The 23349-nt window shown below is 66.1% G+C and carries 21 protein-coding genes, 1 tRNA gene and 1 pseudogene; 14 read left to right on the plus strand and 9 right to left on the minus strand.

The features are described from left to right. Positions 1–39 precede the first annotated feature (39 nt). Both purF and VF643_RS02400 read left to right on the plus strand, forming a co-directional pair. Positions 40–1497 carry an amidophosphoribosyltransferase gene (gene purF / locus VF643_RS02395; RefSeq protein WP_331041799.1) on the plus strand — a complete coding sequence of 486 codons (1458 nt, stop codon included), beginning with the start codon at positions 40–42 and terminating at the stop codon, positions 1495–1497. After that, positions 1497–2207: an SDR family NAD(P)-dependent oxidoreductase gene (locus VF643_RS02400; RefSeq protein WP_331041767.1), complete on the plus strand. Its 711-nt coding sequence runs from the start codon at positions 1497–1499 to the stop codon at positions 2205–2207. Before purF ends, VF643_RS02400 begins: the two co-directional genes overlap by 1 nt. Here the strand turns inward: VF643_RS02400 and VF643_RS02405 are convergent. The 3 genes and pseudogenes from VF643_RS02405 to VF643_RS02415 all read right to left on the minus strand — a co-directional run bounded on the left by VF643_RS02405 (position 2204) and on the right by VF643_RS02415 (position 5775). Beyond that, the gene (locus VF643_RS02405; RefSeq protein ID WP_414713775.1) at positions 2204–3430 is read right to left on the minus strand and encodes a class I SAM-dependent methyltransferase; all 1227 of its coding nucleotides are present in this window, start codon (positions 3428–3430) and stop codon (positions 2204–2206) included. The genes VF643_RS02400 and VF643_RS02405 overlap by 4 nt on opposite strands. A gap of 41 nt (positions 3431–3471) precedes the next feature. Next, a complete protein-coding gene (locus VF643_RS02410) occupies positions 3472–4836 on the minus strand; it encodes a deoxyribodipyrimidine photo-lyase (protein ID WP_331041768.1) in 1365 nt (454 codons plus the stop codon). A 37-nt stretch (positions 4837–4873) separates the two neighbouring features. Further along, a pseudogene (locus VF643_RS02415) lies at positions 4874–5775 on the minus strand (histone deacetylase). 45 nt (positions 5776–5820) lie between these two features. Here VF643_RS02415 and VF643_RS02420 point away from each other — a divergent pair. The 6 genes from VF643_RS02420 to VF643_RS02445 are packed head-to-tail and all read left to right on the plus strand — an operon-like array spanning position 5821 to position 11728. Further along, positions 5821–6801, plus strand: a complete 981-nt coding sequence (locus tag VF643_RS02420) for an alpha/beta hydrolase (RefSeq protein WP_331041769.1) — start codon at positions 5821–5823, stop codon at positions 6799–6801. Next, on the plus strand, positions 6798–7283 hold the full coding sequence (locus VF643_RS02425) for an RNA pyrophosphohydrolase (RefSeq protein WP_331041770.1): 486 nt from the start codon (positions 6798–6800) through the stop codon (positions 7281–7283). The genes VF643_RS02420 and VF643_RS02425 overlap by 4 nt, the downstream gene beginning before the upstream one ends. Positions 7284–7323: 40 nt before the next feature. Beyond that, positions 7324–8214, plus strand: coding sequence for a DUF481 domain-containing protein (locus tag VF643_RS02430; RefSeq protein WP_331041771.1), 891 nt, complete (start codon positions 7324–7326; stop codon positions 8212–8214). A gap of 39 nt (positions 8215–8253) precedes the next feature. After that, positions 8254–9462 carry a hydrolase gene (locus tag VF643_RS02435; protein WP_331041772.1) on the plus strand — a complete coding sequence of 403 codons (1209 nt, stop codon included), beginning with the start codon at positions 8254–8256 and terminating at the stop codon, positions 9460–9462. After that, on the plus strand, positions 9459–10481 hold the full coding sequence (locus VF643_RS02440; RefSeq protein ID WP_331041773.1) for an arginine N-succinyltransferase: 1023 nt from the start codon (positions 9459–9461) through the stop codon (positions 10479–10481). Before VF643_RS02435 ends, VF643_RS02440 begins: the two co-directional genes overlap by 4 nt. Then, entirely contained in the window at positions 10478–11728 is a 1251-nt protein-coding gene (locus tag VF643_RS02445; protein WP_331041774.1) for an N-succinylarginine dihydrolase, read from the plus strand. Before VF643_RS02440 ends, VF643_RS02445 begins: the two co-directional genes overlap by 4 nt. Here VF643_RS02445 and VF643_RS02450 read toward each other — a convergent pair whose 3' ends face one another. After that, the gene (locus VF643_RS02450; protein WP_331041775.1) at positions 11729–12070 is read right to left on the minus strand and encodes a hypothetical protein; all 342 of its coding nucleotides are present in this window, start codon (positions 12068–12070) and stop codon (positions 11729–11731) included. A gap of 145 nt (positions 12071–12215) precedes the next feature. Here VF643_RS02450 and VF643_RS02455 point away from each other — a divergent pair, with 145 nt between their 5' ends. Genes VF643_RS02455 through VF643_RS02470 form a run of 4 tightly spaced genes read left to right on the plus strand, consistent with a single transcriptional unit; the run spans position 12216 to position 16039 of the window. After that, positions 12216–12443 carry a hypothetical protein gene (locus VF643_RS02455; protein ID WP_331041776.1) on the plus strand — a complete coding sequence of 76 codons (228 nt, stop codon included), beginning with the start codon at positions 12216–12218 and terminating at the stop codon, positions 12441–12443. A gap of 49 nt (positions 12444–12492) precedes the next feature. Then, positions 12493–13392: a sulfate adenylyltransferase subunit CysD gene (gene cysD / locus VF643_RS02460; RefSeq protein ID WP_331041777.1), complete on the plus strand. Its 900-nt coding sequence runs from the start codon at positions 12493–12495 to the stop codon at positions 13390–13392. Continuing rightward, complete coding sequence (gene cysN, locus VF643_RS02465) at positions 13392–15305, plus strand: sulfate adenylyltransferase subunit CysN (RefSeq protein ID WP_331041778.1); 1914 nt, start codon at positions 13392–13394, stop codon at positions 15303–15305. Before cysD ends, cysN begins: the two co-directional genes overlap by 1 nt. Next, positions 15302–16039 (plus strand): 3'(2'),5'-bisphosphate nucleotidase CysQ, encoded by a 738-nt coding sequence (locus VF643_RS02470; protein WP_331041779.1) that lies wholly within the window; start codon positions 15302–15304, stop codon positions 16037–16039. The genes cysN and VF643_RS02470 overlap by 4 nt, the downstream gene beginning before the upstream one ends. Before the next feature lie 43 nt (positions 16040–16082). Here the strand turns inward: VF643_RS02470 and VF643_RS02475 are convergent. Then, positions 16083–16159: transfer RNA gene (locus VF643_RS02475), tRNA-Arg, on the minus strand. Positions 16160–16267: 108 nt separating this feature from the next. On the opposite strand from VF643_RS02475, the gene VF643_RS02480 reads away from it, so the two are divergent. Then, entirely contained in the window at positions 16268–16765 is a 498-nt protein-coding gene (locus VF643_RS02480) for a hypothetical protein (protein ID WP_331041780.1), read from the plus strand. Here the strand turns inward: VF643_RS02480 and VF643_RS02485 are convergent. The 3 genes from VF643_RS02485 to hemB form a co-directional block, all read right to left on the minus strand. Continuing rightward, positions 16762–18939, minus strand: coding sequence for a fused MFS/spermidine synthase (locus VF643_RS02485; protein ID WP_331041781.1), 2178 nt, complete (start codon positions 18937–18939; stop codon positions 16762–16764). The two genes, VF643_RS02480 and VF643_RS02485, sit on opposite strands and share 4 nt — an antisense overlap. A gap of 397 nt (positions 18940–19336) precedes the next feature. Then, positions 19337–19873, minus strand: coding sequence for a GNAT family N-acetyltransferase (locus tag VF643_RS02490; protein WP_331041782.1), 537 nt, complete (start codon positions 19871–19873; stop codon positions 19337–19339). Then, positions 19870–20862 (minus strand): porphobilinogen synthase, encoded by a 993-nt coding sequence (hemB, locus tag VF643_RS02495; RefSeq protein WP_331041783.1) that lies wholly within the window; start codon positions 20860–20862, stop codon positions 19870–19872. Before hemB ends, VF643_RS02490 begins: the two co-directional genes overlap by 4 nt. 67 nt (positions 20863–20929) lie before the next feature. On the opposite strand from hemB, the gene VF643_RS02500 reads away from it, so the two are divergent. Further along, complete coding sequence (locus tag VF643_RS02500; protein ID WP_331041784.1) at positions 20930–21811, plus strand: diacylglycerol/lipid kinase family protein; 882 nt, start codon at positions 20930–20932, stop codon at positions 21809–21811. Here the strand turns inward: VF643_RS02500 and VF643_RS02505 are convergent. Then, positions 21801–23234, minus strand: coding sequence for an MATE family efflux transporter (locus tag VF643_RS02505; protein WP_331041785.1), 1434 nt, complete (start codon positions 23232–23234; stop codon positions 21801–21803). The genes VF643_RS02500 and VF643_RS02505 overlap by 11 nt on opposite strands. Positions 23235–23349: the final 115 nt, after the last annotated feature.

A 23349-nucleotide genomic window follows, 5' to 3' on the forward strand; every position in this document is an offset into this window, starting at 1 on the left:
GCCCTATATGGCGCCCTAGGCGACACCCGGCGGGCCGACATGCTGACCACGAATCCTTATGACGACGATAAACTCCGCGAGGAGTGCGGCATCTTCGGGGTGTCCGAGATGGCGGGTGCAGCCGCTCTCGTCGCACTGGGGCTGCACGCGCTCCAGCACCGCGGACAGGAGGCGGCCGGGATCACCACGTGGGACGGCCGCGCTTTCCACACGCACCGAGCAATGGGCCATGTCGCGGGTAATTTCGATCGCGACGACGTCATTCGCTCCCTGCCCGGCACCGTCGCGTGCGGGCACGTCCGCTACTCGACCAGCGGTGAGACCGCGCTACGCAACGTCCAGCCGCTTTACGCAGAACTCCAGACCGGCGGATTCGCGGTCGCCCACAACGGCAATATCTCCAACGCGCTGAAGCTGCGCAAGGAACTCGTCCGCCGCGGTTCGATTTTTCAATCGACCAGTGATACCGAGACTATCATCCATCTCGTCGCGACCTCCAGCTATCGCACCCTGCTCGATCGGTTCATCGACGCGCTGAAGCAGGTCGAGGGAGCCTATTCGCTGATCGTCATGACGCCTGAGGGGATGATCGCCTGCCGCGACCCGCTCGGCATCCGGCCGCTCGTCATGGGGCGCCTGGACGACGCGGTGATCTTCGCCAGCGAAACGGTGGCGTTGGACGTGGTCGGGGCGACCTTCGAACGCTCGGTCGAGCCGGGTGAATTGGTGATCGTGCAAGGGTCGGAAGTTCGCTCCATTCGTCCCTTCGCACCAATGGCCCCGCGGCCATGCATCTTCGAATGGGTCTATTTCTCCCGACCTGATTCGATCGTGGAGGACCACTCCATCTATTCGGTGCGCAAGGGCATCGGCGCGCAATTGGCGCAGGAATCGCCGGTCGAGGCCGATCTCGTCATCCCGGTGCCCGATTCGGGCGTCCCCGCCGCGATCGGCTACGCACAGGCCAGCGGCATTCCTTTCGAACTCGGCATCATCCGGTCGCACTACGTCGGCCGCACCTTCATTCAGCCCGGCGACAAGGTCCGCCATCTCGGCGTCAAGCTGAAGCACAACGCCAACCGCGCGCTCATCAAGGGCAAGCGCGTCATCCTAGTCGACGATTCGATCGTTCGCGGCACGACATCGCTGAAGATCGTCCAGATGATGCGGGAAGCCGGTGCCGCCGAGGTGCACATGCGCATCGCCAGCCCACCGACACGGCACAGTTGCTTCTACGGCGTCGATACGCCCGAGCGCGCCAAGCTGCTCGCCGCCACGCACGACGTTGGCGAGATGACTGACTTTATCCACGCCGACAGTCTGGCGTTCGTCTCAATCGACGGCCTCTACAAGGCGCTGGGCGAAGCCAAGCGCGCCGAAGTCCGTCCCAAATATTGCGACGCCTGCTTCACCGGCGATTATCCGACGATGCTGACCGATTATGACGAGGTCGCCGAAGTCGACCAGTTCGCGATGCTCGAAGAGCGCATGATCTGATGACGCTTCCGCTCGCTGACAAGCTGGCCGTCGTCACCGGCGCCAGCCGGGGGATCGGTGCCGCCACCGCCTTGGCGCTCGCATCCCGCGGCGCCCATGTCGTTCTTACCGCGCGCACGGCACAAGGTCTCGAGACAGTCGAGCAAGCGATCTTCGACGCGGGCGGATCGGCGACGATCGCGCCGCTCGATCTGACCGAAACCGACGCGATCGCGCGACTGGCCGCAGCAGTGAGAGAACGCTGGCAGGCGCTCGACGTCCTGGTGCTCAACGCAGCCACGCTCGGCAGCCTTGCCGCGGTGCCCGCGATCGACCCCAAGGAACTCGCGGCCGTGCTGACGTTGAACGTCAGTGCGCAAGCCGCGCTGATCGCCGCGTTCGATCCCATGCTGCGCCGTTCGACGGGCGCGCGGGTGATCGCAGTGACATCTTCGGTGGCACGCAATCCCCGCGCCTATTGGGGCGCTTACGGCGCGTCCAAGGCGGCATTCGAGACGCTTGTCGGCGCTTATGGTGACGAGGTCGCGGAGATCAGTGCCATTCGAACGGCAATCCTTGATCCCGGCGCAACGCGCACGATGATGCGCGCTCGGGCCTATCCTGGGGAAGACCCCCGATCGGTGAAAGAGCCGACGGTCGTGGCGGACAGAATTGCAGAACTGGCAGTCCAGGGATTCGCGGCAGGCCATTTCGAGCGGGTGAGCGCCTAGGACTTGATTAGCGTGACCTGGGCAACGTCGATGCCTCCGCCACGAAAACCACCTTCGCAATACATCAGATAGTAGCGCCAAAGAGCGACGAAGCGCGCGTCGAAGCGCACGGGTAGTCTGCCCTCGCTCCTGGCCGCTTCAAAGGCTGTGCGCCACCGCAAGAGCGTATCCGCATAGTCGCTGCCGAAATGATGGATGTCTTTCCAGTCCAGCCCCCGTGCCTCGGCAAGCGCACGAAAGCGCGATTCAGACAGCAGCATGCCGCCGGGAAAGACGTAGCGCTGGATGAAATCCACGCCGCGCGCGTAGGCGGGGAACACGTCGTCGGCGATGGCGATATATTGGATCGCGGCGCGACCGCCCGGCTTCAGCGCCCGTGCGACCGCGTCGAGATAGGCGGGCCAATAGGCCTCCCCCACCGCTTCCACCATTTCGATGCTGGCGACGGCGTCATAGGCGCCAGTCACATCGCGATAGTCGGTCATCGAAACGGTAATGCCGGACAGCCCGCGCACCTCGACCACCGCCCTCTGCTCGGCCGACAAGGTGATTGCATGAACCTTGACCCCGTCGCGCGACGCTCGTTCGGCGAACGACCCCCAACCGCAACCTATCTCGAGGATCGTATCTCCCGGTCGAGTCGCGGTACGTGAGAGGATCGCCGCCAGTTTTCGGTCCTGTGCCGCCTCCAGCGTCTCGCTTGGATCTTCGAAGATCGCGCTCGAATAGGTCATGCCCGGATCCAGCCAGGCCGCGTAAAAGTCGTTGCCCAGATCGTAATGCGCCGCGATGTTGCGCCGCGCGCCGGAGCGATCGTTGCGCCGCAACCGGTGCCACGCCCGTGCAGCTAGCTTGGCTATCCCCGCCGAACGGGCAGACCCGCCCAGCGCTACGCGGTTCGCCATGAATAACGCGAACAACGGCACCGCATCGGGGCTGCTCCAATCGCCTGCGACCCAGGCCTCGTACCAACCCACCGATCCGCCGGTCGCCAGCCGCACGAGTGCCCGCCAGCGCCGCAGGTTCACGACCGCCACCGGACCCTCCGCTCGCCCCCCGAGCAGCCGATGCGTTCCATCGGGCAAGGTCGCGTCGATCGCGCCCATGTCAAGCGCCCGGTCGATCCCATCGAGCATATGGTGGAACACCGGCGCAACCGCCCGTGCGATCGCCGAAGCGCGGGGTACGCCGGAATCGGCAACAACGGCGCTCGGGTCGTTCATCGCCTGCGTCCATGCCAGCGCGCACGCGCTGCGAAAAGGGGTCAGCGTGCCATTGCGCCTGCGGCCAGCGCCCGCTCGCGCGCTTCGCGGTGGCCGATGATCTTGGCGGGATAGTTGCGCGGCCGGGAGCCGGCCTCGTCGGGATCATGGATCACCGCGTCACCCAGCCCCGCCAATTCCGGCACCCACCGCCGGATATAGTCGCCTGCACCGAACTTCTCGGATTGCGACAGCGGCGCCATGATCCGGCCAAACATGTTGGAATCGATCCCCGTACCCGCCACCCATTGCCAGTTCACCGCGTTGTTGCCGTAGTCGGCGTCCACCAGGCAGTCCCAGAACCAGCGCTCACCATGCCGCCAGTCGAGCAGCAGGTGCTTGGTCAGGAAGCTGGCGACGATCATCCTCACGCGGTTGTGCATCCACCCCGTCGTCCATAGCTGTCGCATCCCGGCATCGACGATCGGATAGCCGGTGCGCCCCTGCTGCCAGGCTTTCAGGTCGCGGTTCGCGGCGGGACCGGTTCGATAGGGCAGCTTGTCGAACTGGGGGCGGCCGTGCCGTCGCGCATAGTCGGGCATTGCCATGACCACGCCGCTGGTGAAGTCGCGCCAAGCGATCTCCTTGCGAAAGGTTTCGACGCCTTCCCCGCGGCCGGGAAGCGCATGCCACACCTGCCGAGGCGTGATCTCGCCGAAGTGCAGGTGTGCGGACAGACGCGCGCTGCCTTCGATCGAGGGCAGGTTGCGGGCGGTTTCATAGGCCTCGACATGGTCCGAGAACCTGGCGAGCGCGGCCAGGGCAGCATCCTCACCTGCCGTCCAGGTGTCGGGAAAGCTGTCCGCCCAATCAAGCGTCGGCCGCAGCCCCCACGCATCGAGCCTCTCGCTTTCCGGCCAAACCTCAGGCGCCCGGATGGTCGCGGGCGCAGGCAGCGGCTCTGGCGGGGGCATGCGTGGCGCCAAGGCTTTCCAGAACCCCGAGTAGACACGAAACGGCGTACCCGCACCGGTCTTCACATCCTCTATCCGCGTTAGATGGTTGCCGTTATGCAGGCAGAGGACGTCATCAAGCGCCGCCTCGGCCTTGCGCCACCAGGGTTCGTAGTGGCGAACCGCATGAATGGTCGTTGCGCCGATTTCCGCCAAGAGATTCCGCAAGATGGCGACCGATTCGCCGCGACGCAGGATCAGGCGCGTGCCGATGCCCTCCAACGAAACCGCAAAAGCCTTCAACGCCGCATGCAGATACCAGCGTTGCGCGCCGCCCATCCGCCAATCACCGGGGGCATCGTCATCAAGAATATAAACCGGGATTACCGCACCCGCATGCGCGGCGGCGAGAAGTGCGGGTTGATCGTGAAGGCGCAGATCCTGGCGGAGCCAGAGCAGAACGGGTTTGGTCATCACGGGGCGGTACGCCTGCCTCGTCCATGCGGTTCCTTCATGCCAAGCCGAAGGCTTCGCCGAGAGTCAGGATCGCGGTGACATGGCGGCGCGCTATCTCCAGCGCATCGTCACCATAACCGCCGCCAATTGTGCTTGCCAGCGGGATGCCACGGGCGCGCATCATCCCGGCGATCAGCCGCTCGCGCCGCACGAGGCCATCGCGAGTCAGCGCCAGGCGCCCCAGCCGGTCTTCGACGAAAGGATCAACCCCCGCCTGATACAGCACGATCTCCGGTGCCATCGTGTCGAGCAGCGGCGTCAGGGTCTCTTCGAGGATCGCGATATAGGCGTCGTCGTCCACGCCATCGCCAAGCGGCACGTCCAGCGTGGAGCGCGCTTTCCGCACCGGAAAGTTCTTTTCGGCGTGGATCGAATAGGTTGCGACCCCCGCTCGGCCAGCGAGCAGCGCCGCTGTGCCATCGCCCTGGTGGACGTCCACATCGACGACCAGCAGGCGGGACACCTTACCCTCCTGAATCAGCCGTACCGCCGCGATCGCCAGATCGTTGAAGACGCAATAGCCCGCACCGGTGGCAGCGAGCGCATGATGACTGCCGCCGGCGGTGTTCGCCGCGAACCCGTGACTCAGCGCGAGGCATGCGGCAAGCCACGTGCCACCGGGCACGATCGCGGCGCGCGCCGCCACCGACGGCGTTACGGCGAAGCCGATGCGACGCACCTTATCGGCGGGCACGCGCGCCTCGAGCACCTCGGCCACATAGTCCGCGTCATGAACGCCTCCAGCCAAGACGGCGGCATGACATCGGGAACATGCCAGGCAATCCGCGCACCCTCGTCCTGCAATAGGTCGCGGATCAGGCCATTCTTGTTCCACCGATAAGTCGACCGGCCGGGTCCCGGGGCGATATAAGCCGGATGATGGACGACAGGGATCACGGTGCGTAGGTAGGCGCAAAGGCCTTGTCGCCCAAGGAGAGACGTATGACCGACACCCCGTTCGTCCGGCCCGACGTGCGCATGTTCCTGGCCTATCTCAACAGCCTTCCCGGCCCAAAGATGCACGAGCTGGAACCCGCCGCCGCGCGCGCGATGTACGTCGCGAGCAAGGATGTCGCAGATCTGCCCTTGGGCGAGCTGCCGACCATCACCGACCTGACGATCCCAGGGCCGGCAGGTCCGATCCCGGCGCGGGTGTTCGACGCTGCCGAACGCCGCGAACCCGGGCCCGTTATGGTGTTCTTCCACGGCGGCGGTTTCGTCATCGGCGACCTGAATACGCACGCAGGGTTCTGCGCCGAGGCGTCGCGCATGTTGAACATGCCCGTCGTCGCGGTCGATTACCGGCTAGCGCCCGAGCATCGCTGGCCCGCCGCTCCGGACGATTGCGAGGCTGCCGCACGCTGGGTGGCAAGCAACCCGAGCGAGTTGGGGCGAACCGCGACCAGCCTGGTAGTCTGCGGCGACAGCGCGGGCGGTACTCTCACGATTACCACCGCGATGGCGCTCCGCGATGCGCCTGCGGCCGTGCCGGTGATCGTTCAGGCGCCGATTTATCCCGCGGCCGACGCGCGTAGCGATTACCCTTCCTTCGCGGAATTCGGCGACGGATATCTCCTCACCCGCGAATCGATGGGCTGGTTCGACGATTGCTATCGCGCCGATCGCGATCACATCCGCGGCGCGCCGATTAGGGGCGACCTGGCCGGAATGCCCCCAGCCGTCATCATCACTGCAAGCCTCGATCCCATCCGCGACCAAGGCCGCGCCTATGCGGCGGCGCTTATCGCGGCGGGCGTGCAGGTGATCTATCGCGAGGCAGTGGGCAATATTCACGGCTTCATTACGCTTCGCCAGGCGATCCCCTCGGCGCAAAGCGACGTCGCAGGGTATCTCATCGCGCTGCGCGCCGCGATTATGGAGGCCGAAGCGACGCGGGTCATGCGGCAGGCCGCCGGCGCATGAACGAACTACCCTATCGCCCCTGCGCCGGCATCATGCTGGTCAACCGCGAAGGACAGGTGTTCACCGGCCAGCGGATCGATTCGACGCTCGAAGCCTGGCAGATGCCCCAAGGAGGCATCGACCCCGGCGAAGATGCACGGGATGCCGCGATCCGCGAATTGGGAGAAGAAACGGGCATCGATACAGGCTTGGTCAAACTGATCGCGGTGGCGCCCGAAGAACTCTATTACGACCTGCCGCCCGAGATGATCGGCAAAGTGTGGAAGGGAAAGTGGCGAGGGCAGCGACAGCGCTGGTTCCTCTATCGCTTCCTGGGCACCGATGGCGATGTCCACATCGCAACCGCCCATCCCGAATTTCGCGCATGGCGCTGGATGGACCCGGACGACCTTTGCTCCGCGGTGGTTCCCTTCAAACGTGCGCTCTACGAAGCGGTGCTCGCCGCGTTTAGACCACATCTCGGCGCGCGAGGCGACGGCTGAACAGTTTGCAGACGCGTCCCACGCCGTTACGGAACAGGGCGTGCTTGCCCTGATCCTCCTCATTGACGCGGCGCCCGTGCAGACCGCCGCCGGTGCGATGATACCCGAGAATATCCGCGCGATGCTTGATGCCGCACTGGCGTCAGGTAACGACGGCGAGGTGGGGACCATCGTTAAATATGCGCGCGCGGCCGATCCGTTGAGCGGCGATGCGGTTCTCGCGATTGCGGACAAATGGCGTGCCGATCGCGCCGCGGCCCGCGAACGCGTGATCCGCCAAGCGAGCTTTTTGAACCTTTGGACAGGCCGCGGCGAACTCGGCGGCTTCGTAACGACGGGCAATTCGGAGACGGCGGGGGGCAGCGCGGTGCTGGATGCAACCCGCGAAGGGCTGCGCTGGCGCCACCGATTTCGTGCCCAAGCGGACTTCCAGCAGAGCCTGGGCATCACTACGCGCGAACATTATCTTGCCTCCTACGAACCCAATTACAAGATCGACGACCGCGCCTATGTCTATGGCGCAGCCCAATATGAGAGCGATCGGTTCCTGGGCTATGACGACCGCATTTCGCTCTCGAGCGGGGCGGGATACAGTGTCTTAAAATCGTCGAACCTGCAGCTTGATCTCGAACTTGGCCCCGCGTTTCGCCACACCGGGTTTACGGACGGGACGATCCAGTCGAGCGTTGCGGGACGCGGTTCGCTGGATTTTCGCGTTCGCATCTTGCCGGGGCTGGGGCTGACCCAGACCGCCTCTGCCTATGTTCAGCGCTACAACTCGACCGTCAGCAGCAAATCCGCGCTGGAGGCCAAGCTGCTCGGCCCCCTGTCGGCGCAGCTGTCCTATTCGGTGCAGTTCGAGAGCATGCCGCCCGCCGACCGTAAGACGACCGACACGATCAGCCGTGCGGCATTGGTCTATAGCTTCTGACGGTTCCCCATGCCCGCCAACCCGGCTAGGGGTCGCGAGATGGAGGGGCTTACTCGTATCGAGCGCGACGCGATCGCGCACGCACAAGCAGCGCCGATGCTGGCGCAGGTAGAGCGCTGGGCGTCGGTGAACAGCGGCACGCGCAACACGGGCGGACTCGCGACGATGGCCGCGATACTGGCCGATGCCTTTTGCATGCTGCCGGGCGACCTGCGGCTGGTGGACCCGGCGCCCGCTGAACAGGTCGGCGCCGACGGCATCGTGCGAATGCTCGACCACGGCCAGCATCTCCATCTGCGCGTCCGGCCCAACGCGCCGGTGCAGATGTTGTTCACCGGTCACATGGACACCGTCTATCCGGTCGATCACGCCTTTCAGACGTGCAGGTGGCTGGGCGACGACCGGCTTGGCGGCCCCGGCGTGGCCGACATGAAGGGCGGGCTTGCGGTGATGCTCGCGGCGCTTGCCGCAGTCGAGGCTTCGCCGCATGCCGCGCATATGGGGTATGATGTCGTCATCAATTCGGATGAGGAGACCGGATCCTTTTCCTCCGCCGCCCTGCTCACCGATGCTGCCCGCGGCAAGGTCGCCGCTTTAACCTACGAACCCGCGCTGGCCGATGGAACATTGGCAGGCGCACGGGGCGGAACGGGTAACTTCTCGGTCGTGGTGCGAGGCCGCAGCGCCCATGCAGGACGCAATCCCGAGGAAGGCCGCAACGCGATAGTCGCCGCCGCCGACGTCGCGTTGCGGCTGTCGAAGGCGGCGGGGCGCGGACTGGCGGTGAACCCAGCGCGGATCGACGGCGGCGGCCCGAACAACGTGGTGCCCGACCTCGCCGTTCTGCGGGTCAATTTCCGCCCTCGGACTCAGGAAGACATCGCGCGCGCACAGGCACATATCGACGCGGCGGTCGTGATGTCGGCCGCGGAGCATGATGTCGCGATTTCGGTGCACGGCAGCTTCAACCGCCCGCCAAAGCCCGTCGACGACGGCGCACAAGCTCTCTTCGAACGTATCCGCTCCGTCGGCCTCGACCTGGGCATTCCGATCGCCTGGGCGCCTACGGGCGGTGTCTGCGACGGCAATACCATCGCTGCCGCAGGCGTGCCCGTCGTCGATACGATGGGCGTTCGCGGCGGCGCTATTCATTCCGTGGACGAATATATGATCCCCGAAAGCCTCCCCGAACGCGCTGCCTTGTCGGCGGTTACGATCCTGCGGATAGCGCGGGACGGCCGCGCATGACCTTCCGTATCCGTGCCGCAGGCGCCGACGACCTCCAGCATCTGTACGAGATGGCAAAGCTGACCGGTGGCGGCTTCACCAACCTGCCCGCCGATCGCGCCGCGCTGACGGCAAAGCTGGAACGCAGCGAAGCCGCGTTCGCGCGGGACGACGATGGCGGCGAGATCGCGGACGAATTGTTCGTTTTGATCCTAGAGAACATCAAGACCGGCGAGGTGCGTGGCACGTGCCAGATCTTCACGCACGTCGGACAGCAACATCCCTTCTACAGCTATCGGCTTGGCACGCTGACCCAGCACAGTCGCCAACTCGGGCGAACCTTCCGCGCCGAGATGCTGTCGCTCGCGACCGATCTCGAAGGATCCAGCGAGGTTGGCGGGCTGTTCCTGCATCCCGGCGAGCGCGCGGGGGGACTGGGGCTGCTGCTGGCGCGGAGTCGGTATCTCTTCATCCGCGCACACCGCGCGCGTTTTGCCGATCGTGTCCTCGCCGAGTTGCGCGGCGTCATCGACGAGGCGGGCGGATCGCCGTTCTGGGATGGCCTGGCGGGGCGGTTCTTCGGGATGAACTTTCAGGATGCCGATCGCTTCAATGCGGTTCAGGGGCACCAGTTCATTGCCGATCTGATGCCCAAGCACCCCATTTATATCGCGATGCTCCCCGAACACGCCCGCGCCGCGATCGGCCTGCCGCATCCGTCGGGTCGGGCGGCAATGCGGATGCTGGAGAACGAAGGGTTCGCGTTCGAGAATTACGTAGACATTTTTGACGGCGGCCCGACGATGATGGCGCGAACCGATCGCGTCCGGACAGTGCGCGACGCCAAGGACGCCGCAGTCGTTGCGATCGACCGCGAGGGTGGCGAAGAAGCGATCGTCTCCACCGGGCGTCTGGCTGATTTCCGCGCCGCCTATGCGCGCGTGCGGCCGGCGGACGATGGCATCGTTATGTCACCCGACGGCGCGGACGCGCTGGGACTGTCCGCCGACGACCGCGTTACCTGGGTGCCGCGCGTGTGACGTCGATCGAGATAAACTTCGATGGGATCGTCGGCCCCACCCACAATTACGCTGGGCTAAGCCCCGGCAATTTGGCCGCGACCGGCAACGCCGGCGCCACGTCCCACCCCCGCGCCGCCGCGTTGCAGGGCGTGGCGAAGATGCGGGCAAACCTGGCGCTCGGCTTGGTACAGGGTATTTTGCTCCCTCACGATCGGCCCGACACGCGCTGGCTCACGGCAATGGGCACCGATGCGACGCGGGCCGGTGCCTTGTGGGCGCCAGCGACCTCGGCCTCCGCGATGTGGGCCGCCAATGCCGCGACCGTCTCCCCCGCGCCCGACACCCACGACGGGCGCTGTCACCTCAGCGTCGCCAATCTGATTACCATGCCGCACCGCGCGCACGAGTGGCCTGAGACTTTGGCGCAGCTCGAACTCGCCTTTGCGGACACCCGCGCCTTCGCGGTCCATGCCCCGATCCCTGCTCCTTACGGCGACGAGGGCGCGGCCAATCATATGCGGCTCGCGACTGCGCACGGTGCGCCCGGCGTCGAGGTCTTCGTTTACGGCGAACTGGGTGGACGCTTCCCGGCACGCCAACACCGCATCGCAAGCGAAAGCGTCGCCCGCCGCCACGGGCTTGATCCCGAACGAGCGCTATTCGTCCAGCAATCCCCGGAAGCGATCGCGGCAGGCGCGTTTCATAACGATGTCGTCGCGGTCGCGAACGAAACGGTGCTGTTCGCGCATGAGCAAGCCTTCGTCGATCGCGACCGCTTCTACGCTATGCTGCGCGACCGCATGCCGCAGGTTGAGATAATCGAGGTACCGTCCGAGGCGGTATCGCTGCGAGACGCAATCGCAAGCTACCTCTTCAATGCGCAGCTGGTTACTCTGCCAACGGGCGGTATGGCATTTATCCTGCCCACCGAAGCGCAGGCCAATGTGCGCGTGTGGGCGTGGCTCGAAGCGTTGGTTGCCGGCAACGGCCCGATACGCCGACTTGTCCCTGTCGATGTGCGCGAGTCGATGGCGAACGGCGGTGGTCCCGCTTGCCTGCGCCTACGGGTCGTGTGCGATCCTGCAACCGTAGACGCGCGCTTCCTGGTTGATGAAGCGAAGCTGGCCCGCATAGCCGCGATCATCGAAACATACTGGCCCGAGCACGTGAATGCTGGGGATCATGCCACCCTGGGCGACTGGCCGGCTGCTCGGATAGCGCGCACCGCTTTGTTGGAAGCCCTCGATTTGGCCGTGTTACTCTAGCTACCGCCCGACGGCCCCATCGGGGTTGAGCGCGCTCTGGGCAATGGCCTGCAGTTCGTCGGCCAGTTTCTTCCACTTGCCCTGCTCAATCAGCTCGCTCGCGCTGCGCACTTTCAGATGCGCAATGCGGTCCAACGCGGTCTGGAAACGGTCACTCGCGCGGCGGCTCGTCAGTTCGCCCGTCATCCGCTCAAGAATTTCGGTAAGCTGCTGGAGCGTCCTGACGTTTGTCTCTGCGTGATCCTCGGCGGCCTTGCCAGACGTCACCTGCTTCAGCACCGTCGTCGCGCTCGACGCGCTGTGGATCAACGCATCGACACTCATCGTTCCCGCCGGCATCATCGTCTCTCCCGATCCTTGGCAGAACACCCTAGAGCCAAGGGATTAACAGTTCTTCGACTGTCGGATTAATTGACGGGTAACCATGCCGCTCCGTACGCCGGGCACGGTATTCGGGGATTGGCCCGCCTTTTGCTAAGACACACGCATGTTCAGAAGCATCCGCCGCCTGTTCGTCATCAAGACCAAGTTCGAGGCGTTTCTCGTCATTTATGGGCTGGGCACCGGGGCGGTGGAGCGCGGCATCCATTATCTCCAGCAATACCCCGGATGGGGCGGGCGCCTGCTGTTCCTCGCATGCCCGGTTGCGGTGTTCATGGCCGGAGCACGCATCCTCGACTCGATCGAGCGCGAGCGCCGCGACTTCATCCCCTGACAGGATTATTTGGTCGCGCCGACGGCGTCGCGGTCTATCTGGCATGGACATGCAAGCCCTTACGCACCTCCAGCGGCTGGAAGCCGAAAGCATCCACATCCTGCGCGAAGTCGTTGCCGAGGCCGAGGCGCCGGTGATGCTGTATTCCGTGGGCAAGGATTCCGCGGTGATGCTTCATCTGGCCAAGAAGGCGTTCTATCCGGCTCGTCCCCCCTTCCCGCTGCTCCACGTCGATACGACCTGGAAATTCCGGGCGATGTACGACCTGCGGGAGAGGGCGGCGGCGGACGCCGGCATGGCGTTGATTGTCCATCGCAACCCGGAGGCCGAGGCTGCGGGGATCAACCCGTTCGATCACGGATCGCGCCACACCGATATGTGGAAGACCGAAGGCCTGAAGCAGGCGCTGAGCGCAGGCGGCTATGACGCGGCGTTCGGCGGTGCCCGCCGCGACGAGGAGAAGAGCCGCGCCAAGGAGCGCATCTTCTCCTTCCGCTCCGCCGCGCATGGATGGGATCCCAAGGCACAGCGCCCGGAGCTTTGGCGCCTGTACAATACGCGCATCCACAAGGGGGAGAGCATACGCGTCTTCCCTTTGTCGAACTGGACCGAACTCGACATCTGGCAGTACATCATGGCCGAGGGGATCGAGATCGTGCCGCTCTATTTTGCCGCGCCGCGCCCCACCGTCGAACGCGATGGGCTGCTGTTGATGATCGACGACGACCGCTTCCGGCTCCGGCCCGGCGAAATGCCCGTGGAACGGTCGATCCGTTTCCGGACGTTGGGCTGTTATCCGCTGACCGGCGCAGTGGAGAGTGGGGCCGCCACGCTGCCGGCGATCATCCAGGAAATGCTGCTGACCACCACCAGCGAACGTCAGGGCCGCGCGATCGACCACGATCAGGCCGCAAGCATGGAGAAGAAGAAGCGCGAGGGATATTTCTGATGAACGCCTACACGCCCGAGGCGCTCATCGCCGCCGATATCGACGCCTATCTGGAGTCCCACGCACGAAAGTCGATGCTGCGCTTCATCACCTGCGGGTCGGTGGACGATGGTAAGTCGACGCTGATCGGGCGGCTGCTTTACGATTCGAAGCAGATCTTCGAAGACCAGCTTTCCGCGCTGGAATCCGATTCGAAACGGCTCGGAACGCAGGGGCAGAATATCGACTTCGCGCTGCTGGTCGATGGCCTCGCCGCCGAGCGCGAGCAGGGGATCACGATCGACGTCGCCTATCGCTTCTTCGCTACCGAAAAGCGCAAGTTCATCGTCGCCGACACACCGGGCCACGAGCAATATACCCGCAACATGGTCACCGGCGCATCGACCGCGGATTTGGCGGTGATCCTGGTCGATGCACGCAAGGGCGTACTGACCCAGACGCGGCGCCACAGCTATCTCGCCCACCTCGTCGGCATTCGCGAGATTGTGCTGGCGGTGAACAAGATGGACCTGGTCGACCACGATCAGGCAGTCTTCGACACGATCGTTGCGGATTATCGCCGGTTTGCAACGTCGATCGGGATCACGCGCTTCATCGCCATTCCGCTTTCGGGGCTGACCGGTGCCAACGTCGCGGACGCAGCGCCCCAGATGCCTTGGTACGCAGGTTCGACGCTGCTCGGTCATCTGGAATCGGTCTCGGTCGATGTCGATCGCGCAGCTACCCGGCCGTTCCGGCTGCCGGTCCAATGGGTCAATCGTCCCGATCTGGACTTCCGCGGCTTTGCCGGGATGATCGCGAGCGGCGCCGTAGGCGTTGGCGACCGGGTGCGGATCATACCCTCCGGACGAACGACCACGGTCAAGCGGATCGTCACGCTCGGCGGCGACCGCAGGGAGGCGCAGCCTGGCGAGTCGGTCACCCTGGTGCTCGCCGACGAGGTGGATTGCTCGCGTGGCGACGTGATCGCGGCCGCCGATGCGCCGCCCCAGGCGGCCGACCAGTTCTCGGCCACGCTCGTATGGCTGTCGGACACCGCCCTGGTTCCCGGCCGGACCTATCAGCTGAAACTCGGCACCCAGAGCGTCGGCGCCACCGTCCAGCCCCCGGGCCATGTCATCGACGTGAATACCCAGGCCGAACTGTCTGCCAAGACGCTGGAGTTGAACGACATCGGTGTCGCGGAAGTCTATACCGACCGTGCGATCGTCTTCGAACCGTATGAGGACGGCGCCGACCTGGGCGGTTTCATCCTGATCGACCGGGCGACCAACGCCACGGTCGCGGCGGGCATGGTCCGCTTTGCCCTTCGTCGGGCGCAGAACGTCCACTGGCAGGCGATCGACATCACTCGCGACGCCCATGCCGCCCAAAAGGGCCAGCGTCCGCGCGTCCTGTGGTTCACCGGATTGTCGGGCGCCGGCAAATCGACCATCGCCAATCTGGTGGAGAAGAAGCTGCACGCCCTCGGGCGCCACAGTTTCCTGCTGGACGGCGACAACGTCCGTCACGGGCTGAACCGCGACCTGGGCTTCACCGAAGCCGACCGCGTCGAGAACATCCGCCGCGTCGGCGAGGTCGCCAAGCTGATGACCGATGCCGGGCTGATCGTGCTGACCGCTTTCATCTCCCCCTTTCGCGCCGAACGCGACATGGTGCGCAGCCTGTTGCCCGAGGGCGAGTTCGTCGAGATCTTCGTCGACACGCCCCTCGCCGATGCCGAGGCCCGCGACGTCAAGGGGCTGTATGGCAAGGCGCGTGCCGGACAGCTCGCCAATTTCACGGGGATCGACAGCCCATACGAACCGCCGCTTGCCCCGGAACTGAGGATCGACACCCGCCGCGAAACCCCCGAAGCCGCCGCTGAGCGTGTCGTCGAACATGTCGTCGGTATCTGGAGCCCCGACCTGTGAACGACACCGAATTGGCGCGTGCCGTCGCCGAGGAAGCGGGCGCGTTGCTGCTCGCCATTCGTCGGCGGGGCGATTGCAATGGGCGGGCACTCGGGGACCGGGGGGATGCGCAGGCCAATGCGCTCATCCTGGATCGTCTACGCGCTGCCCGCCCCGGCGACTTCATCCTTTCCGAGGAATCGGTGGATGACCGTGCGCGCTGTGCGGCCAGCCGGGTATGGATCGTCGATCCGCTGGACGGCACCCGCGAATATGCCGAGGGGCTGGACGATTGGGCGGTCCACATCGGCCTGGCGATCGGCGGTCGTCCGTCGATCGGCGCGGTGGCGGTGCCCGCTGCCGGCAAGGTCTATGCGACCGATGACGCGGCTCTTCCCCGCCGCCCTTGTGCGCCGCTAACCATCGCGGTCAGCCGGACCAGGGCGCCGGAGATCGCCAGGCTCACCGCACAAGCGATGGGCGCGGCGATGCTGGCGATGGGATCGGCGGGTGCCAAGGCGATGGCCGTCGTGGAGGGCCGCGCCGACGCCTATCTTCACGATGGCGGCCAATATGAGTGGGACAATTGTGCCCCCGCCGCGGTGGCGCTGGCGGCCGGGCTTCACGCATCGCGGATCGACGGCAGTCCGCTCATTTACAATTGCGAGAACCCGCTGCTGCCCGACCTGCTGATCTGTCGCCGCGAGATCGCCGCCGCCATGCTCGCCGCGATCGCCGAAGCGCGGTCCGTCTGAAACACAAACCCCCGCCGAGTCAGAGACTTCGGCGGGGGTGTGTTGGTGCGCCCGGAGCGATTCGAACGCCCGGCCCTCAGATTCGTAGTCTGATGCTCTATCCAGCTGAGCTACGGGCGCACATCGGAGGGGCGCTATTAGCAGGCGAGCCGGATGGTGCAAGAGGCTATCGGCAATTTGTTGCGTGCCCTGCCCAGCCGACCTAGACCCGGCGCGATGATCGCCCCCATGTTCCGCAAAGCCCCCGCCGCCGCCCTTCTGCTTGCGCTTGTCGGCTGCACTTCGGACGGTGGGGGTTATCCCTCGCTTGCACCCCGCGGCATCGAGAAGCAGGGCTTTGCCGAGCCGGAAACCGTGGTGGCGACCGCCGCGCCGGATCCCGTGCTCGACGCGCGGTTGACGCCGCTTGCGGCGCGGCTCGACACCGTTGCCGCCGGGTTCGCACGCGATGCGGCGACGGCGCAGCGTGCTGCGTCGGCCGCCCGGAGTGCGCGCGCAGGCAGCGAGGCATGGCTGAGCGCGCAGAGCGCACTGGCGACGCTGGACGACTGGCGGGCACAGGCATCGGCCGTTGCCACCGATATAGAGCAGATCGCGATCGAGCGCGGTGCGACGCTGGCGCCCGCCTATCCGGCGCTGACGGCGCTCGGCGCGCGCGCGGAGGCGGAAACGGCCCGGCAGGGGGAGACGATCGCGCGGCTCCAGGCGATGCTCGCACCGGCCTAGAACCCCTTCAACAAGGGCAGTATGGTTGAATAATCGTCGGTCCAGCCGGTGAAGCCGTCGCGCGCCCGCAACGGCTCCCAATCCGGATCGCCGCGCGTCAGTTTCGCCATGACGGCGGGATCGCGCGTGAGGGCGATCCAGAGGGAAGCCGAGGGCCTGCCCCGGTCAAGCAAGGACGGGCGGTAATCGAGCCGCCGTGCCTGCCAGCCGCCGCCGCGCGCCGCGGCATCGACGACGGGTTCGAGATCGAGGAAGCGATTGGATATGTGCACCATCAGCACGCCGTCCGGCGCCAGCACGCGCGCATAGGTGGCAAATGCCTCCCGCGTCATCAGGTGCATCGGCACCGCATCGGACGAGAAGGCGTCGAGCGCGAGCATATCCAGACTGGCCGGCGCCTCCTGCGCCAGCCGCAGCCGCGCATCGCCCAGGCGGATGGCCGGCTGAGGCAGGCAGCGCGCCAGATAGGTGAAGTGCCCGGAGTCGCGTGCGATCCGCACCACCGCGGGGTCGATCTCGTAGAAACGCCATTGCTGGCCTGGACGCGCATAGCAGGCGAGCGTCCCCGTCCCCAAGCCGACGACGCCGACCCGCGCCTGCGCGGAAAGGCGCAGCATCGCGCGCCCGACGCCCGATCGCGGCGCATAATAGGTCGTCGGCGTGCGCTCACGCCGTTCCGATCCTTTCAGCTGGATGCCGTGAACAGTGGTGCCGTGGTCCAGCTCACGCACCCGAGCATCGCCGCGGATCGTGTACACGCCGAAATAGCTGCGGGTCCGCGCATCGCCTTCGTACGACAGCGCCAGCGCACGGTAGCCGCCGAACAATATCAACGTACTCGTCAGCAGCACGACATAGGGCAGGCGCGCGCCGATCGTGGCGACACCGACGACCGCGATGATGACGAACGACAGTCCCATGTGCTGATCGCCGAACAGATCGGCGGGGCCGAAGGCGCGCAACACAAAGAGCAAGGCGATCGCGAAGATCACGGTGGCGAATGCGATCGTCCGCGACGTGAACCAGGAATCGCGAACCGCACGGGTTAGGAAGACCTGCGGCACCAGCACGCCCGCGGCCAGGATCAGCAGCGGAAATTCGTAGGTCCAGTCGAACACCACCGGCGCGATCAGCCCGGCGAAGATGCCGCCGAGCACGCCGCCGAACGACATCGCAAGGTAGAAGCCGGTCAGCCGGTCCGGCTCCGGCCTGATCCGGTACAGCGCGGTGTGCAGCGCAGTCGCGGCCATGAACAGCAGCACCAGCGCGATGCCTGCGTTGAAATATGGCACCTCCTGATAGCCGCCGATCATGACGCCGCCGAAAAGCAGGATCGTGACCGGCGCGATGCGGGTGATGAGATCGGCGGCGGCGCGGTTCTGCGCAAAGGCGATCGAGAAACTGAGCAGGTAGATGCCCAGCGGCAGCACCCAGAGCAGCGGCATCGCGACGATGTCCGTCGTCAGATAGGTCGAGGTCGCGAGCATCAGCCCCGACGGCACCAGCGCCAGCGCGATCCAGTGGACAATCCTGCGCCGCGCCGCAGGCGCGCTGGTATAGACGACATGTTCGGCCTTGGCGGCCGCCGGCAACAGGGTTGCGCACGCGATCACCAACGCGGCGAGGACGACATAGCCGCCGCTCCAGAGCAGGCTTTGGGCGTGCAGCGCCATCGTCGGCTCGACGATCAGCGGATAGGCGATCAGCCCGGCGAAACTGCCCAGATTGGAGGCGGCGTAGAGCGCATAGGGATCGCGCCCGCCACTGGCCACCGCGAACCAGCGCTGGATGAGCGGCGCCTGTGCCGACACCGCGAAGAAGAGCGGCCCGATCGACAGCCCGAGCAACCACGGCACCCAGAAGGCGGGCGAGGCATCGGCGGGAGGATCGGTCGCCGCCAGGCCGATCGGCAGCCACAAGGCGGCAAGCGCCAGCACCGCGACGTGGATCGCCGCCTGCGTGCGCGGGCGCACCCGGCCGAGCCAATGCGCATAGGCATAGCCGCCGAGCAGAAGCGCCTGATACACCAGCATGGCGGAGTTCCACACCGCCGGCGCGCCGCCGAGCCGCGGCAGCGCCATGCGCGCGATCATCGGCTGGACGAGGAAAAGCAGAAACGATCCACAGAGAATCGTCGCGACGAACAGCGCGCGGCCGGCGTTTCGGGCGATCATGCGCGACTCGGAAATTGGGCGCGGAACCGGACACACCGGCCACTACGTCCCGCGCAAAATGCTTTCCCCAACGCGGTTTTCGTGCAGCCGGAACGGAGAGGCGTGATGCAGGTGCAAATGGTCATCGCCGCCGACGTTAGCCATGCGCGACGCGGTAGGACAGCCGCTTGTCGCCCGATCGGCCGATCTAGGCATGGTGACGTTGGATGATTTACTTCCCTTAGTCTTGACGAGCCTCAAACGCAGGCGAAAGGCCGGTCTCGGAGGGCAGTGGGTCTCACCTGTCCTTCAAGACGCCGCTTCGACTTCGCTCAGCGGCTCCTCAGGACGAACGGAATACATTCGGGCCAGCGTCTCGGGACGAACGGTTTCAACGCAAGGCGTCACGCTCGAGACTTCAACCCGCCGGGCGACCGATCGCGTAGAAGACGTGCCGACGAAGCCGATGGCCCGGCGGCAGCGCGGGGTGATCGAAGTCGCCGTCTTCGACCCGCGTCATGCCCAACCGGATCATCAATCCCCAACTCGCTTCATTGGCGTGAACGGTGATCGCGCAGACCTTCGCCCGGTCGGTGTTGGCCCAGGTCCAGTCCAGCGTGGCCGCCGCTGCCTCGCGCGCATAGCCCTGGCTCCAATGGTTGCGGGCGAGACGCCAGCCGATCTCCAGCTCGCCGTCGATGGGCGTCCCCTCTGGCCCCGGTTTGACACCGCAGAAGCCGAGGAACGCGCGGTCGCTGCGGCGCTCGATCGCCCAGAAGCAGTGGCCCAGCGCGGCGCGGATCGCCTCCTGCCGCCCGATCATCGCCCGCGCCTCTCCGGGCATGAGCAGCGCGGGGAAATGTGCCATGACGCGCGGATCGCGGCCCATCGCTTCGAACGGCGCGACATCCTCCTCGCGCCACCCCCGCAGGATCAGCCGCGCGGTTTCGATCATGCGCCCAGCAGCCGGGCAGCGTGCGCCGCGTGATAGGTGAGCACCCCCGAACAGCCCGCGCGCTTGAACGCCATCAGCGTCTCCAGCACCAGTGCGTCGCGATCCCCCGCCCCCGCCGCGACCGCCGCCTCGATCATCGCATATTCGCCGGACACCTGGTATGCGAACACCGGCACCTCGAACCGCTGTTTCACGCTGGCGACGATGTCGAGATAGGGCAGGCCCGGCTTCACCATCACGCTGTCCGCGCCCTCGGCCAGATCGAGCGCGACCTCGCGCAGCGCTTCCTCGGCATTGGCGGAGTCCATCTGATAGGTCTTCTTGTCGCCCTTCAGCAGCCCGCGGCTGCCGACCGCAGCGCGGAACGGGCCGTAAAAGGCCGAGGCGTATTTGGCGGCATAGCTCATGATCTGGACATTGTGGTGCCCGCCCGCCTCGAGCGCATCGCGGATCATGCCGATGCGGCCGTCCATCATGTCGCTGGGTGCGATGATGTCGGCGCCCGCCTCTGCCTGGGTCAGCGCCTGGCGGACGAGCGCATCGGCGGTGGCGTCGTTGATGACATAGCCCGCATCATCGACCAGCCCGTCATGGCCGTGCGTGGTATAGGGATCGAGCGCCACGTCGGTCAGCACGCCGATTTCGGGCGCCGCATCCTTCAGCGCGCGGATCGCCCGGCACATGAGATTGTCCGGGTTCTGCGCCTCCGCGCCATCGTCGGAGCGCAGATGCGCGGGTGTGTTGGGGAACAGCGCCACGCAGGGGATGCCGAGATCGCGTGCTTCGCGCCCCCGCGCGACGATGCCGTCGACCGACCAGCGCGACACGCCGGGCAGCGCGGCGATCGGCTCCTCCACCCCCTGCCCTTGCGCGATGAACATCGGCCAGATCAGGTCGGCGGGGGTCAGCACCGTCTCGGCGTGGAGGCGGCGGCTCCAACCGCTCGCGCGGGTGCGGCGAAGACGGAGCGCGGGGTAGCGGGCGGTCATGGCCTGCGCTTTGCGGGATCGGACGCGCGTCGGCAAGCGTTACGCCCACGAACCGAATGGAGTGTCCATGACCGAAATCACGTCCGCGGCGCTGGTCGTCAACGCCATGTCGCGCAAAGGGAGGCGGCTGTTCGAACAGGCGTGTTCGGCGATGGACGCCCTCCCCTATCCGGTCGATGCGCATGCGGTGGAGAACCCGGAGGATCTGGAGGCGACCGTCCGCCGGGCGCTGGCAAAAAAGCCCGACCTGCTGATCCTGGGCGGCGGCGACGGCACGGTCAGCGGGCTGGTCGACCTGATGGTGGGCCATGACGTCATCCTTGGGGTGCTGCCGCTGGGCACCGCGAACAGCTTTGCGCGCACGCTGGGTATTCCCCTCGACATCGCAGGGGCGGTCGAGGTGCTGCGGACGGGGGCGCCGCGGCGGATCGACCTGGGGATGATCGACGGCGATTATTTCGCCAATTGCGCGGCGATGGGCCTGAGCCCCAAGATCGCCGAGACGGTGCCGCACGGCCTGAAGAAGGTGTTCGGGCGCGCCGGCTATCTCGGCTGGGCGGGGTATCAGTTCCTCCGGTTCCGCCCGTTCACGCTGATCGTCGGCGAGGGCGAAAACCGCCAGCGGATGCGGGTGGTCGAGGTGCGCATCTCCAACGGCCCCTATCACGGCGGCGTCGAACTGATCGAATCGGCGGAGGTCGATTCGGGCGAGATCGTCGTCCAGGCGGTGTGCGGCCATGTGAAGCGGCGGCTGATCCGCAATTGGGTATCGAACGCCATAAAGCACGAGACCCGGCACGAGGAGGTCCGCGAGTTCCGCGGCAAGGCGATGCGGGTCGACACCATCCCCTCGCTGCCGATCTCGATCGACGGCGAGGTGCTGGCACACACGCCCGTCACCGCGCGGGTGGCCGCCGGGATCATCCGGGTGATGGCACCTATCCCGTAGGCTGAGAACGACCGCCGGGTTCGGTCATCGCATGCGCCTGCTCGCCCGCTTCGTCCTGCGGCACGTCCAGCGATCCGCTGCGCCAGTTGCCGAAGCGGTAGTAGAGCGCCGCCATCGCCAGAGTGACGCACGACCCGAGGGGAAAACTCCACCACAAGGCATCCGCACCCAGCCACGGCCGCGCCAGCAGCGCGAAGCCGATCCGCACCGGATAGAGCGAGATCAACAGCGCGATCAGCGGCGCCAGCACCGCGCCGTTCGCGCGCACCGTCGAGAATAACACCATCGTCGCGCCGAAGACGATGAAGTTCCAGCTCGCGATGAGCTGAATATGCCGTGCGATCGGCAGCGCGGCGCTGTTCTCCGGCACAAACAGGGTCATAACCGGGCGATCGAACAGGATCACGACGGCCACCATGACGCCCGTCAGCACCAGGTTGAAAAGCAGCCCATAGCCGGTGATCGCGCCCACCCGGTCCCAGCGGCCGGCGCCGATGTTCTGCGCCGCCATCGAGCTGACCGCCGCGCCGATCGCCAGCGCGGGCATCTGAATATAGGTCCATAATTGCTGCGACACGGCATAGGCGGCCGCGGTATCGACGCCCTCGCGGTTGACCAGCCCGATCATCGCCAGCGCGGCGGTGGACATCACCAGCATCTGCGCGCCCATCGGCAGGCCCTTGCGCACGATCGTGCCGCTGAGCGCGCGGGTGGGCAGGATGTAGCGGATTTCGGCGCCCTTCAGTCGGATCGGCAGATCCTTGACATGGACGTAGAGGACGAGGCCGAGCAGCGAGACGTGATTGGCGATCAGCGTCGCGGTGGCCGATCCGGCGATCCCCATGCGCGGGAACGGCCCGATGCCGGCGATCAGCAGCGGGTTCAGCCCGCTGTCGAGCACGACGCTCATCGCCATGAACCAGAGCGGCGTCATCGAATCGCCGGTGCCGCGCAGGCCCATCATCATCAGCACCATCAGCATCGACGCCGGCAGGCCCAGGAAGATGACGCGCAGGTACGATAGCGCCAGCGGCAGCGCGTCACCCGGCGTTGCGAGCAGCTGCAGGATCTGCGGCGCGAATACCCAGCCCAGCGCCGCGATCACCGTCGCAACGCCGAGCACCAGCCCGACCGCGGAGCCAAACGCGCGCCGCGCCGCATCGACGTCGCGCCGCCCGAAGTTCTGCCCGACCAGGATCGTCGCCGCCATGCCGAAGCCGAACACCGCGCCGAACATCAGGAACATGATGATGTTGGCGTTCGACGTCGCTGCCAGCGCACCCTCCCCCAGATACCGCCCCACCCAGATCGAATTGATCGAGCCGTTGAGCGACTGGAGGATGTTCGATCCCAGCGTCGGCAGCGCGAAGGCGAGCAGGGTCTGCCCGATCGGCCCGGCGGTGAGATCGTGCTGGGGCTTCATACCGACCGTCCGTTCTTCGCAAACTTCATCAAGGTCGCGCATAGGGGCATGTGTTTTCCCCGTGGCCGGCCCGGCCGCGCGGTGCGGGCAAGACCGAGCGAGGCGCCCTGTGACA

Source organism: Sphingomonas sp. (genome assembly GCF_036387595.1).
GTDB lineage: Bacteria > Pseudomonadota > Alphaproteobacteria > Sphingomonadales > Sphingomonadaceae > Sphingomonas.

Excerpts from the sequence above, each read along its gene's own strand:
- purF (WP_331041799.1), top strand. The coding sequence starts at position 40 with ATGCTGACCACGAATCCTTATGACGACGATAAACTCCGCGAGGAGTGC.
- VF643_RS02400 (WP_331041767.1), top strand. The coding sequence starts at position 1,497 with ATGACGCTTCCGCTCGCTGACAAGCTGGCCGTCGTCACCGGCGCCAGC.
- VF643_RS02405 (WP_414713775.1), bottom strand. The coding sequence starts at position 3,430 with ATGAACGACCCGAGCGCCGTTGTTGCCGATTCCGGCGTACCCCGCGCT.
- VF643_RS02410 (WP_331041768.1), bottom strand. The coding sequence starts at position 4,836 with ATGACCAAACCCGTTCTGCTCTGGCTCCGCCAGGATCTGCGCCTTCAC.
- VF643_RS02420 (WP_331041769.1), top strand. The coding sequence starts at position 5,821 with ATGACCGACACCCCGTTCGTCCGGCCCGACGTGCGCATGTTCCTGGCC.
- VF643_RS02425 (WP_331041770.1), top strand. The coding sequence starts at position 6,798 with ATGAACGAACTACCCTATCGCCCCTGCGCCGGCATCATGCTGGTCAAC.
- VF643_RS02435 (WP_331041772.1), top strand. The coding sequence starts at position 8,254 with ATGGAGGGGCTTACTCGTATCGAGCGCGACGCGATCGCGCACGCACAA.
- VF643_RS02440 (WP_331041773.1), top strand. The coding sequence starts at position 9,459 with ATGACCTTCCGTATCCGTGCCGCAGGCGCCGACGACCTCCAGCATCTG.
- VF643_RS02450 (WP_331041775.1), bottom strand. The coding sequence starts at position 12,070 with ATGATGCCGGCGGGAACGATGAGTGTCGATGCGTTGATCCACAGCGCG.
- VF643_RS02455 (WP_331041776.1), top strand. The coding sequence starts at position 12,216 with ATGTTCAGAAGCATCCGCCGCCTGTTCGTCATCAAGACCAAGTTCGAG.
- cysD (WP_331041777.1), top strand. The coding sequence starts at position 12,493 with ATGCAAGCCCTTACGCACCTCCAGCGGCTGGAAGCCGAAAGCATCCAC.
- cysN (WP_331041778.1), top strand. The coding sequence starts at position 13,392 with ATGAACGCCTACACGCCCGAGGCGCTCATCGCCGCCGATATCGACGCC.
- VF643_RS02480 (WP_331041780.1), top strand. The coding sequence starts at position 16,268 with ATGTTCCGCAAAGCCCCCGCCGCCGCCCTTCTGCTTGCGCTTGTCGGC.
- VF643_RS02485 (WP_331041781.1), bottom strand. The coding sequence starts at position 18,939 with ATGATCGCCCGAAACGCCGGCCGCGCGCTGTTCGTCGCGACGATTCTC.
- VF643_RS02490 (WP_331041782.1), bottom strand. The coding sequence starts at position 19,873 with ATGATCGAAACCGCGCGGCTGATCCTGCGGGGGTGGCGCGAGGAGGAT.
- hemB (WP_331041783.1), bottom strand. The coding sequence starts at position 20,862 with ATGACCGCCCGCTACCCCGCGCTCCGTCTTCGCCGCACCCGCGCGAGC.
- VF643_RS02500 (WP_331041784.1), top strand. The coding sequence starts at position 20,930 with ATGACCGAAATCACGTCCGCGGCGCTGGTCGTCAACGCCATGTCGCGC.
- VF643_RS02505 (WP_331041785.1), bottom strand. The coding sequence starts at position 23,234 with ATGAAGCCCCAGCACGATCTCACCGCCGGGCCGATCGGGCAGACCCTG.